Genomic DNA, 12,344 nt, shown 5'->3' with positions numbered 1-12,344 from the left:
ATTCCCTTGCGGCGGAGCACTTCTTCATCGGAGCTTGTAGCAAGGCGGCGTGATTTAGCGCGTACGTCTCGCAGATAGGCAGTTTTGAGGCCTTCGTCTAGGTCAGTCAGGGAGGTGTATTCCACCGGCTCCTCATCGAATCCGGTGCGTGTCCGCTGAGCCACCATCAGGTCGGTTTCGTGGCGGCTCATTTCGTGGTCGCCATCGCCGGAACGCACGTACGCTTTACCGCCAATGTAGGCGGGGCGTTCGTAGGGAGGCAGTGGAGGAATTGCGGCAACAAAGATTTTGGCGTCTTCGTAGAGGATGGTGCCGGATTCCATGGTGTTCGGCGGTTTGAGGCCCCTGCGGAGCTTGTTGCCGAGGGTTTTTTCTAGGTCTGCGGGGTCGTATACACCTACAGGTGCAAAGTCATTATTTTCATCGAGGCCGCAGATAATGATTCCGCCCGTGGAACTATTGGAAAAGCTACTGAGGGTTGCGTCTAGGCTTCCGGGGTAGCCTCCGTGGGCTTTTTTGACCTCGATAAACTGCGTATCGCTGCCGTGAGTGCGCAGTAGTTTGATGGTTTCAGCAAGCCATTCGGGGGTCCATTCCACGTTGTTCATACAAAAATTTTAGTCTAGACACAAATCAGATGTAAATCAGACACAAAAATTTGAGTCTAGACATAAATTTTTATGTCTAGACTCAAATTTTTTATGTGTAGACATAAATTTTTATGTCTGAGTTATGTCTGCGCTATGTCTGCGGAGGCTCACCCAGCCGCTAACACTGGATGGCTCGTGCTAGATAACTAGTGCTAGGCGGCTAGGAGCGTTCGGCGAGCATCTCCTCAATCACCTGCGCCACACCGTCCTCCTGGAAAGGCGGGCAGGTGCGCCCCACCTTCGCAATAAGTGCCGGCTGGCCCGAGGCCATGGCGAAGCTCTCCCCCGCCCAGCAGAGCATCTCCGCATCATTCGGCATGTCACCAAATGCCATCACCTCGTGCGCCTCAATACCGTGGCGCGCCGCGAACTTCTCCAAGATCCGTCCCTTATTCACGGTCTTCGAGCCCATCTCCACGAGCGGCTCACCAACCACACCGCGAGTCACCGACACCAGCGAACCCACCGCCTGATGCACGCGCGCCTGCAGAATATCCGGGTCCATGCCGGGCACACGAATCAGATACTTAATGACCGGGGTTGAGCCGATGCGTTCGAGCGCCTCGGCGATTTTCGCCTCCACCACGCGGGCACCCTCAAGCACCTCACCGCCTTCGTGCGGGCCCTGAATGTAGACGGTGTCCACGGTTTCGAGAGTGTAAGTGGCGTCGGGGAACATGGGCTCCAGCAGCTCGTGAGCACGGGCAATCACCGCCGGATCAGCACCGTTGACTTCTTCCACCTCGTTCGCGCCCAGGTGGTACACCACGGCACCGTTGGAGCAGATGGCGTAGGAGTCGAAGTCGGTCTGCTCGCGCAGGGGCGTGAGCCAGCGGCTCGGGCGGCCGGTGACGAAAACGATCTCGATCCCGGCAGCGCGGGCGGCCTCAAGGGCACGCAGGGTACGCGGACGGAACCGGAAGTCGTGCCCGATGAGGGTGCCGTCCAAGTCGCTGGCGATGAGTTTAATCATGCAGTGTTTGCCTTCAGTGGTGGGGTGTATCAGTGGTGGATAAAGCGCGGGACTGGTGAGAGTGTGCCGCTATGTCAGTATGCCGCTATGCCGCCGGTTCCGCGTAGGTGACGGTCAGGAACGCACGGCCCAGACCGTGGCCGAGCAGGTTAAAGTTCACGACGGCGGGGCTGGCGTTCTCGTCAATATCGAGCTTCTCCACGTCCACTGCGGTGACGCAGAAGATGTAGCGGTGCGGGCCGTGACCAGCCGGAGGCGCAGCGCCCAGGAAGCCCGCCACGCCGGCATCGTTGCGGTGCGTCAGGGCGCCGGCGGGTGCATCCGCGCCGGTGTCAATGCTCGTCACGTTAGCGGGAATATTGGAGACGGTCCAGTGCCAGAAGCCGCTGGGGACCGGCGCATCCGGGTCGAAGCAGGTCAGCACGAAGGACTTGGTACCCTCGGGGAAACCGCTCCAGGACAGCTGCGGGGAGCGGTCCTGACCGCCTGCCACGCCAAAGAGGGCGGAGCGCATCCACTCGGGGGCGGTGCCGCCGTCCTGAACGTCGGTGGAGGTCAGGGTAAATTCGGGCAGTTCGGGCAGGCCCGCGTAGGGTTCGCGGGGCAGGGGTGCGGTGCCGATGTTGGTCATTGTGTTCCTCAGCGTTGGGGTGCGGGTGGATACGGCGACGCCGGCGGACAGAGTGAGCTATCCGCCGGCGAGGCGTAGATTATTTAGCCGTTGAGTACGGCGTCGAGTTCTTCGCGGGTGGGCGGGTTAGCGCCCGCGCGGGAGACGGTAATACCGGCTGCGGTTGCAGAGAAACGCAGCAGGTCAGCGATGTCTTCGGCGGTCAGTGCGGCGACCTTGGCGCGTGCCTCGGGGCCGACGATACCGCGGTCGAGCAGACCCGCAATGAGTGCCGCCATGAGGGAGTCGCCGGCACCGACGGTGTCCGCAACCTCAACGCGGTGTGCGGGCTGGCTGATGCCCTCGGGGTACTTCTTGGTGAAGGCGATGGGGCCGTCCTCACCGCGGGTGATGACCATCAGCTCGGCGCCGAGGTCGAGCCATGCGCGTGCGGTGTCGTCGAGGGAGCGGTCGGGGTAGAGCCACTGCAGATCCTCGTCGGATGCCTTCACAACGCTAGAGAGGGACACGAACTTTTCAGCCCAGGCGCGGCCCTCGTCAACGTTGTGGATGAGGGTGGGGCGGCAGTTCGGGTCGTAGCTGAGCAGGGCGCTGTCGCGGGCGGCTTCGAAGGCTGCCGCAACCACGTGCGCGCCGGGTTCGAGCATGGCGGCGATGGAGCCGGTGTGTACTGCTTCGGAGGTGCGTGCCAGTTCGGTGAGCTTCTCGGCGACGGAGTCGAGGGACCAGGTGATGTCGAATTCGTACTCTGCTGCGCCGTCGGCACCGATGGTTGCCTGGGCGACGGAGGTGCGTTCAGCAGTCGGCTCGAAGGGCAGAGTCACCTGGGATGCTGCCAGGTGCGCGTCAATGCTCTTGCCGTGGGCGTCAGGGCCGTAGTGGCCGACGAAGTTGGTGGGGTGGCCGAGGCGGCGTGCGCCGACGGCTACGTTCATGGGCGATCCGCCGGGGTAGGCGCGGGTTTCTCCGTCGTGCTGGTGGACGACGTCTACGAGTGCTTCACCGATTACAGTCAACATGGTTTCAATTCTACTCATGTTTTCCGGGTCATGACGTGCGTTTTTGTGGGTATTTAAAGTGGTTTTGCTTTCCCTTTTGAGGGCTTGTGTTGGCTTGCCGTGTGGGTTCACAAACCGCCTTCTGTCTCTTCTGACTTTTAGCCCCAATATCGCTACTTTTGAGGCTCTGGAAGGGCTCACACGGGTTAGACTTAAACCGACGCCGGGTCTTTGAACGCCCGGCAGGTATTGACGCGACAGCATCGTCGCGCCACCCTCCAACGACGAAGTTAGGAAGAAGGTCATACGTGACGACTGCAACCGCTACCTGGGTTAACCGTGAGGCTACCGCAGAGGAGCTGATCCCCCTCATCGGTAAGCTGCACCGCGAGAACGGCGTGGTGCTGAGCATTCACGGCCGCAGCCTGGTCAACAAGTCTGTCATTGAGCTGCTGAAGCTGCACGATTTCGTATCCCACATCGATGGTGCGCCCCTGAACCCCGCGCACTCCCTCGAGCTGGTTCGCGCCCTGGTTGAGCTGAACCTGGGCGCGTGCTCGATTAACATTGCTGCTCTGCACAAGGCACACCGTGAGGCTGGCTCCCCCGAGCTGTCCATGTGGCTGCCCGAGCAGCTGGGTTCCTCCGTGAACCACCAGGGCGACCAGCCCAAGGAGCAGGACGTTGTGCTGTACGGCTTCGGTCGTATCGGTCGCCTGCTGGCTCGTATTCTGCTGGAGCGCTCCTCCTCGCCGCTGGGTTCTGGCCTGAACCTGCGCGCTGTTGTGGTGCGTAAGAACGGCGATCAGGACCTGGTCAAGCGTGCATCCCTGCTGGAGCGCGACTCGGTTCACGGCCCCTTCAAGGGCGTTATTGAGGTAGACGAAGAGAACAGCACCATCATCGCTAACGGTGTTCCGGTTCGCTTCATTTACTCCTCTGACCCGACCACCGTTGACTACACCGAGTACGGCATCAACGACGCTCTGCTGGTGGACAACACCGGCCGCTGGCGCGACGTTCCGGGCCTTGAGCAGCACCTGAACCGCCCCGGCATTTCTCGTGTTCTGCTGACCGCTCCCGGTAAGGGCGACATGAAGAACATCGTGTTCGGCGTGAACGACAACGTCATCACCGATGAGGACAAGATCCTCTCCGCGGCATCCTGCACCACCAACGCGATCACTCCGGCACTGAAGGTTCTGGATGACGCATACGGTGTTGAGCGCGGCCACGTTGAGACCGTCCACGCGTTCACCAACGATCAGAACCTGATCGACAACTTCCACAAGGGTGACCGCCGCGGTCGCTCCGCTGTGCTGAACATGGTCATCACCGAGACCGGTGCTGCGAAGGCTGTTTCGAAGGCTCTGCCGCAGCTGGAAGGCAAGCTGACCGGTAACGCTATCCGCGTTCCCACCCCGGACGTCTCCATGGCAATCCTGAACGTGAAGCTGACCAAGCCCGCAGGTTCCGCTGAGGAGCTGAACGAGCTGTTCCGCCACGAGTCCATCGACGGCGAGCTGCGCCGCCAGGTGGGCTACTCGGATTCCCCCGAGGCTGTTTCCACCGACTTCGTGGGTTCCCGCACCGCGGGTGTTGTGGACTCGCTGGCTACCGTGGTGACCGATGACTCCGCAATTGTCTACGTCTGGTACGACAACGAGTTCGGTTACTCCTGCCAGGTGATTCGCGTTCTGGAGCGTATGGGCGGCTACGACGTCCCCTCCTACCCCGCTAAGTAGGCTACCCCAGCTCATCTAACACACATATAACTAACCCACCGGTATATATAGCCATTTAGCTATATTGCCGGTGGGTTTGTTTATGAGGTTATATCCACCGATGAGCGGCCAATTACGCCTTACGGCGGTACACCACACCCTGATGCGCCCGCAGCGTGAAGCTCGAGGGCACCGGGCGGTTCGCTGCATCCACCAGACCGGAAGGAACATTCACAGTCACATCCTTCGAGCCGGTGTTCAGGGCAGCCCAACCGCCCGTAAAGGCACGAGTCTGAGCGGTCTGCTGAGCGATAATACCGCCGACCGGATCCCCCAGGTCGTAGGAGAGCTCCGGGGCATGCGGGATCTCGTCGTAGGCGTCGTGGTGGGTTGCGCTGATGCCGGTGAAAGCGCCTCCACCAAACACCCAGAAGCCCGCCAAACCGTAGAGGAAATTCTCATCCGTGCCGGTAATCGCAGCCTTGCGGTCACTGAGCGGGGTGCGCAGAATCGTCACCTTCTTCTGCGAGGCGGCACTACGGCCACCCAGGCCCGCAAAAGTAGCACCCAGGTTCACCTCGCCCGCCGAGCCGTTCGCAATCTCACGGCCCTGCATCACGGCGTACGGCGAAGACAGGTAGTCGTTCGGACCCCAGCCGAGCCACACCTCCTCAAAGCCGCCACCGTAGGCACTGTGACGCTCCCACTTGCCGTAACGCAGACGCGACTCAGCAATATTGGGCACCAGAATCTTGCCAATCTTATTCAGTTCAATACCGGCGTACGCGACCAGAAAATCCAGGTGTTCGCGGATCTTCGTCATGGACTCCACGCCCTGAATGGGCAGGTTCAGGCCGTAGTAGTCGTTCTCCACGTCGTTATCCGCCATGACCCCGTCGAAGGGCGAGTCGCGCATTTCGCGCACCACAGCGTCCACCCAGTGCCAACGGTAGTCGGCGTTCCACACCTGCATCTGGAAGTGCTTGGGGTAGCCCTTCCACTCGATGCGGTCGCCGTTAAGGCGGTGGGCGAAGAAATCCTTACCGGAGTTCGCCATAGACACCGCCAGCGGGTAAGACACACCCGAGGAATAAATCGGGCCGGGCTCGTAAGAGCGGGTGGAGGACAGGCACTTATACGCCAGCACCACCATTTGAGGTGCACGCTTCTTCAAGTAGCGTGCCGCGTCCAGTTCCCAGGGCTGCAGGATTGCGACAGAGTAGTTCTTGACCGCAAAATCGAGCTGCTGCTGGGTAATGGGCTTACCGCCGTAGCGGACCCAGGCACCAAACTTGCCGGGTCCGCCTAAGCGGGTGAGTTTATTCGCCATCGTACTCCGGGTCGAATTCGGGATCGCGAGGGGGCAGCTTGCCCAGCTCGCGGTAGATCGTGTTGTAGCGGTCCATGACCAGTTTCAGCTGGAAGAAGCTGACGATACGGTCGTAGGCGTTCACACAGTAGCGTTCGTAGATGCTGGGCTCCTCCATGAGGGTGCGCAGCGCCGCCGCGAAGCCGTGAATATCGCCGGGGATGGTCAAGATACCGCAGTTACCGATTTCGTGGCCGTCGGGGGCGACCAGCACATCGTCGATGAGCTGGGACATACCGCCCACGTCGGTGCTGACCAGCGGGATGGACGCAGCCATCGCCTCGAGCGCCACAATCGGCTGACCCTCATTGTAGCTGGGCATGAGTAGCAGGTCGAAGCGGTCGAGCATCGCACGCACGTTCACGGTGCCGTGGAAGGTGATGTACTCGCCCATGTTGAGCTCTTCGATGGTGCGCAGGCACAGCTCGTAGTACTCGGGCAGGTGGTCCTTGGGGCCGAGCACGTCCAGGTGGAAGTTCACCAGCCCCTGATCGCGCAGCACCGCGAGGGAGCGAATCAGGTCGGTCAGGCCCTTAATGGGCACCACGCGGGCGATGAACACGAAGCGCCACACGTGGCCGCGACCCTCAGCGAGGATGCGGGCACGCGCCGCCTGGCGGGCGTAGTAGGCTTCCGCCACGGACTCAATGAGCATGCCGTTGGGCAGAATGATTGCGCGGTCCTTCTCGCCCTCGTTCATCTGGTCGATGGGCGCGCCAATACCGCGCGCCTCTTCCAGCGCCTTGGGGTACAGGTAGGTTGCCATGTCTGCGCTGGGGTAGCAGAAGCGGCCCATTTCCACGAACCAGACACACCAGGCACGCTCGTCGAGAGTGACCGGGCCCAGGCCGGGGTACTCACGCTCCTCGTTGAGGAAGGCGTAGTCGGTGGTGACGGGCTTCGCCATATTGCGTTCGAGCTTGGTGTTCACGGTGTCGCGAATGTAGAGGTTGTGCTCGGTCAGCAGGAAGCTGGTGCCGTGGTCACGTGCGGCTGCGGCGGCGATGAGGGAGGCGTAGCCGGTGGTGTGCGCGTGGTAGACGCGGGCGTGCGGCATCCGCTCGTGCAGGAGCGCGAAGAGGATGGAGACGAAGTCGCGCACCTTCCAGAAGAGCTCACCGAAGGGCGTCTCGGAGAAGAAGCCCAGGCCCGCAATCGCCTGCATGAACTCGCGGGTTCCGAAGAGGCCGAAGAGGTTGAAGCTACGGGTTGCGGGGTTGATGCCCTCGTCGTAGAGCTTCCAGAGGGGGTTCACGTCGCCGGCGATGAGGGCGCTGAAGCCGTCCATAAGGCGCTGGGTGAGCGCCTGACGCTCCGCAAACTTCATGCGCAGTGCGGAGGGGTCGCAGGCTTCCGCGAAGGCATCGCGGTTGACTTCCAGGCTCAGGTACAGCACCTTAACCCACTTGACGTTCTCGGGCATGCCGTAGAGGTCTTCGTGGGGGGAGTTCTTATCCCAGGCGATGTGAATAATGCCGTAGGTCAGATCCGGGTTTTCGCAGACGATATCGTGCACCACCGCGGACACACCACCCTTGAGGTAAGGGTAGGTGGATTCCATGATGATGGCGACGTCAACGTCCGGGTATTCGGGGTCGCTGTAGTGGGGGCCGGGAGCCGGAAGCTGCAGCGGCGCGTAGTGGTTTCGGTACATTTGTTCAGTCATTGTCGTATGTGTCTTTCGCGGACCGTGCGGATCTTACCAGGCGAGGGCTCGACGCCAGAAGAGGGAGTACTCGGGTGCTGCCCACGCCTGACGGTAGACGCGGTAGCACGCGAAGACGAGCACTGCCTCGCCCACGATGATGGGCAGGTAGCCGGTCTCATTGGGCAGGATCATGAAGGAGATGAAGAGCAGCACCAGGTGCGCTGCGGAGAGCAGCTGCACGGTGACGTACATGGTCATGTACTCGATCTGGTAGATCAGCAGTGCCACTGCAACGAAGAGGAACGCGACGACCAGACCGGAGAGCGCCAGCGGGTAGGACTGCGGCAGGAAGATGTACATCAGGATGCCGGTAACAATGGCGCTGGCGATGTAAATCAGCAGGGAGTTGCGGATCGCGCGGTTAGAAGCGCCCAGAGCCTTGGAAGACTCCTCCTGAACACCCTTGTAGGGCAGGCGGTCGAAGATGGTCCACAGGTGCTGAATGCTTGCGTTGACGCGGTCTGCCTCCACCACGAAGAAGTAGTTGTAGGCGATAACGCAGGGGATCAGGCTCAGGTAGATTGCCACGACGTTGATTTCGCCGCCGGTGACCAGGAAGAGCATGTACTTATCAGCCCAGATGATGGAGCCGGTGAAGAAGCCGCGCAGGGCGTCGAGCGCAATGTCCTTGAGCGGGATGCGCGCGAAGTGCAGCAGGTGCGCCAGGTCCTTGCCGAGACTCGCCAGCAGGATGAGCGAACCAACCAGCGGCGGCAGGAACCAGATGACGGGGAAGAAGAACAGGGCAAGGGTGTAACCGAGCCACGCGATGAACCAGATGATGCGGTTCTTCGCGAGGTTCGGGATGACCAGCAGCTGCGCGAACGCAATGTTGAGAACGCCCAGAACGAAGAACGCACCGAATGCAGTCGGGGTCCAGTGCAGTACGAGGGCGACCGGTACGGCGAAGAGCAGTACCAGCGGCATGGTCATGACGAAGAGGTAGAGCCAGTTGCGGGTGAACGCGGTCAGGTCGGTAATGTCCTGGAACTGCGGTTCGGACATGCGTGCGCGTACGGCACGTGCTTCGGCGCGCTTGAGCTGGTGCTCAAGGGTTTCAGCATGGATACGCAGGCCCTGGCGGGCGTCCTCAATCTTCTTGTGCTCCATCTGGATAGCACGGTAAAGGGGCAGGCAGGCCGCCTGGCTGAGCCAGGGAACGGTAATGGATGCCGCAAGGATGACCTGGATTAGGGGCACACCATCGAGGTTGTACCGGTTAATGGTCGGGGTGACGATGGGGAAGACGGTGGTCAGCAGTGCGACCGGAGAGACGTAAAGCAGAAAGTTAATGAGGAGGCGCCATGCGCTGTTGCTTTTTTCCTCAGCACCGTGGTTGGTAGACAATCTTGCAGACTTTCAGTCGATAATCGTAAAGATTAGGGCAGTGTGTTTTTGAATGGTAGCACCGCCTCACATACCGCAGGGTGGGGATTCGTCATGACGATGGTGCCGGGTCCCTTTGGCTTACGGTGAGCTTACTGTGATGCCGCCGAGAATCAATATACGGCATATATCAACCAAAACCTCTGGTTTCCTTAACCCTCTACTTGATATTTGAAGGGATTTAGGACACACCCAGATAATGTGTGTCACACAAAAACACAAAATACCTAGTGAGAGCAACATTCTGCGCAATATGCGCAGGGTGCAATAACCTTGAGAAGGGTGTCCCCAAGCAACGCATCCCCGCACAGAATGTCCCTGCACAGAGTGCCCCTGCACAAAAGCATCCCGGCCCCTCCAACCGGAGAGAACCGGGATGCTCTAAGCAACCCTAACGGGCCTTAGCTTTTTAGGATGCGCTCGAGAGAATACGCAGTGCTACGGACACCACAGCCAGGCGCGGGTGACCGGTGACGTCCGGAGCGGCCTCGCCAATCTCCTTCAAGATGCGGTCAATGTTGCCCACGCGGGTCGGGTGCTCCTCAACCCAGGTATCCAGTGCCTTCTGGGCGCCGTCAACAGTGGAGAAGTCGCCCTTCGCGCCCTCAGCCACGGACAGTGCCAGCTCTGCAGCGGTCTCGTAGAGGCTACCGCGCAGTGCCTGACGTGCCAGAATCTCCCAGCGGTCGCTACGGGGAAGCTCAGAGATGAGGCCGAGCAGTTCGTCCACCTTGAAGCGGTCGTAGGTTGCGAAGTAGACCGGTGCCAGCGAGGTTGCCTCGAAGTCATGGTCGCGTGCCGAACGGATGACGTCCAGCAGGGCGTAGCCCTCGAAGCCGCGAATCCAGATGACGATGAGTTCCTCGGGCAGGCCCCATGCCTCGCCTGCGTCGCGCTTTGCACGAACACGCTCGCGGGAGGTGCCGGAGAGGTACTCGGGCAGGTTGTGGCGCATCTCGACAACGGAGCCGAAGGTCTCCAGCAGTTCGGAGATACTGGTGCCAGCGACCACGCCGCGTTCGGTGATGAACCAGCGGACGGCACGGTCCAGAACGCGCTGGTTGTCGCGCAGAACGGTGAACCATGCATCCAGCGGGGTCTTCGGGGACAGTTCGCGGTGCAGCTTAGCTGCGGTGCCCAGCTCGAAGAGCTCGCGTGCAACAATGAAGGCGCGTGCGACGGAATCGATGCCGACGTTGAACTCCTCCATCACGCGGTATGCGAAGGTGATACCGCCGATGTTGACCAGGTCGTTAGCGACGCGGGTGCAGATGATTTCCTTACGCAGCGGGTGCGAGTCCAGGTGCTGACCGAAGCGCTCAACCAGTGCTGCCGGGAAGTAGCTGCGCAGAACGCCTTCCAGGTAGGGGTCGTCCGCGAAGTCGGTCTGCTCCAGTGCGTGGGTGAGGTAAATCTTCACGTACGCAGCCAGGACGGACAGCTCGGGGCGGGTCAGACGGTCACCGGTGGTCTCCAGGCGAATATCCAGCTCCTCGTCGGTGGGCAGGAACTCGACGGCGCGGTTCAGGCCGGCGTGCTCCTCCAGGTCGTGCATGAGGCGCTTGTACAGGTTGGTACCCAGGAAGGAACCGTGGAACTCACCCTGTAGCAGCACGTTCTGGTTGACGTTGGTCTCGAGAACCTTGCCGCCCACCTCGTCCTGCAGGGACTCGATGAAGGAGGCGCGCTCTTCGCTGGAGAGCTCACCGCGAGCCACGAGGCGGTCCACCAGGATCTTGATGTTGACCTCGCGGTCACTGGTTTCCACACCTGCGGAGTTGTCGATTGCGTCGGTGTTGAGGATGACGCCGTTGCGCGCAGCCTCAATACGACCCAGCTGGGTGAAGCCGAGGTTACCGCCCTCGCCAACAATCTTGGCGCGCAGGTCCTTGCCGTTGACGCGCAGTGCGTCGTTAGCCTTGTCGCCTACCTGTGCGTTGGTTTCGGTGGAAGCCTTCACGTAGGTACCGATACCACCGTTGTAAATCAGGTCGACCGGCGCCTTGAGGATGGCAGAAATCAGCTCGGTCGGTGCCAGCTCGGTGACGGACTCGTCCAGGTCCAGAACCTCGCGCACCTCGGGGGTGATCTCAATGGACTTCAGGCCGCGAGAGTACACGCCACCACCGGCGGAAATCAGGTCGCGGTTGTAGTCCTGCCACGAGGAACGGGGCAGATCGTACAGGCGCTGACGCTCGTCGAAGGACGCTGCCGCGTTGGGGTTCGGGTCCAGGAAGATGTCGCGGTGGTCGAATGCTGCGACCAGGCGGGTTGCCTTGGAACGGAGCAGACCGTTACCGAACACGTCACCGGACATGTCGCCAATGCCGACTGCGGTGAACTCTTCGGTCTGAGCGTCGTGACCGAGCTCAGCGAAGTGACGCTTGACGGACTCCCATGCACCGCGTGCGGTGATGCCCATTGCCTTGTGGTCGTAGCCGACGGAGCCGCCGGATGCGAAGGCGTCGCCCAGCCAGAAGCCGCGCTCCAGGCTGATTGCGTTTGCGGTGTCGGAGAATGCTGCGGTGCCCTTATCCGCTGCAACCACCAGGTAGTAGTCGTCAGCGTCGCGTGCCACAACACCCTCGGGGCGGACAACGGTCTCAGAGCCGTCAGCACCAACGGAGAGGTTGTCGGTGACGTCCAGCAGGGAGCCGATGAAGACCTTGTAGGACTCGCGGCCCTCGGTGATCCATGCGTCGCGATCCACTGCGGGGTCGGGCAGCTGCTTGGGGTAGAAGCCACCCTTCGCGCCGGTGGGGATAATGACAGCGTTCTTCACCATCTGTGCCTTGACCAGGCCCAGAACCTCGGTGCGGAAGTCGTCACGGCGGTCGGACCAGCGCAGGCCACCACGTGCGACGCTACCGAAGCGCAGGTGAACACCCTCAACGCGCGGGGAGTA

Annotated in this window: 9 protein-coding genes; 1 reads left to right on the top strand and 8 read right to left on the bottom strand. The window is 61.1% G+C overall.

Annotation, left to right across the window (positions count from 1 at the left end; all coding sequences use genetic code 11):
• The 4 genes from Q0216_RS04950 to Q0216_RS04935 form a co-directional block, all read right to left on the bottom strand.
• Positions 1 to 608, bottom strand: a 608-nt coding sequence (locus Q0216_RS04950) for a helix-turn-helix domain-containing protein (protein WP_298593412.1), incomplete at its 3' end; no start/stop codon positions are given.
• A 202-nt stretch (positions 609 to 810) separates the two neighbouring features.
• A complete protein-coding gene (locus Q0216_RS04945) occupies positions 811 to 1,623 on the bottom strand; it encodes an HAD-IIB family hydrolase (protein WP_298593410.1) in 813 nt (270 codons plus the stop codon).
• Between the two features lie 85 nt (positions 1,624 to 1,708).
• The gene (locus Q0216_RS04940; protein WP_049338614.1) at positions 1,709 to 2,254 is read right to left on the bottom strand and encodes a YbhB/YbcL family Raf kinase inhibitor-like protein; all 546 of its coding nucleotides are present in this window, start codon (positions 2,252 to 2,254) and stop codon (positions 1,709 to 1,711) included.
• Positions 2,255 to 2,337: 83 nt separating this feature from the next.
• Positions 2,338 to 3,273: a carbohydrate kinase gene (locus tag Q0216_RS04935; protein ID WP_298593414.1), complete on the bottom strand. Its 936-nt coding sequence runs from the start codon at positions 3,271 to 3,273 to the stop codon at positions 2,338 to 2,340.
• A gap of 287 nt (positions 3,274 to 3,560) precedes the next feature.
• Here Q0216_RS04935 and Q0216_RS04930 point away from each other — a divergent pair, with 287 nt between their 5' ends.
• Positions 3,561 to 4,997: a glyceraldehyde-3-phosphate dehydrogenase gene (locus Q0216_RS04930; RefSeq protein WP_298593401.1), complete on the top strand. Its 1,437-nt coding sequence runs from the start codon at positions 3,561 to 3,563 to the stop codon at positions 4,995 to 4,997.
• 112 nt (positions 4,998 to 5,109) lie between these two features.
• Here Q0216_RS04930 and Q0216_RS04925 read toward each other — a convergent pair whose 3' ends face one another.
• From Q0216_RS04925 to Q0216_RS04910, 4 genes are all read right to left on the bottom strand, one after another.
• Positions 5,110 to 6,306: a putative glycoside hydrolase family 15 protein gene (locus tag Q0216_RS04925; protein ID WP_298593400.1), complete on the bottom strand. Its 1,197-nt coding sequence runs from the start codon at positions 6,304 to 6,306 to the stop codon at positions 5,110 to 5,112.
• Entirely contained in the window at positions 6,296 to 8,011 is a 1,716-nt protein-coding gene (gene pelF / locus Q0216_RS04920) for a GT4 family glycosyltransferase PelF (protein WP_298593398.1), read from the bottom strand. The genes Q0216_RS04925 and pelF overlap by 11 nt, the downstream gene beginning before the upstream one ends.
• Positions 8,012 to 8,044: 33 nt before the next feature.
• Positions 8,045 to 9,400 carry a hypothetical protein gene (locus Q0216_RS04915; protein ID WP_298593397.1) on the bottom strand — a complete coding sequence of 452 codons (1,356 nt, stop codon included), beginning with the start codon at positions 9,398 to 9,400 and terminating at the stop codon, positions 8,045 to 8,047.
• A gap of 448 nt (positions 9,401 to 9,848) precedes the next feature.
• The coding region (locus Q0216_RS04910; protein WP_298593395.1) for an NAD-glutamate dehydrogenase domain-containing protein at positions 9,849 to 12,344 on the bottom strand (2,496 nt) is incomplete at its 5' end.

Source organism: uncultured Rothia sp., from assembly GCF_937976295.1.
In the GTDB taxonomy this organism is placed as follows: Bacteria; Actinomycetota; Actinomycetes; order Actinomycetales; family Micrococcaceae; genus Rothia.
Note: the sequence above shows the minus strand (reverse complement) of the source record. Positions and strands in the feature narration are given on the sequence as shown.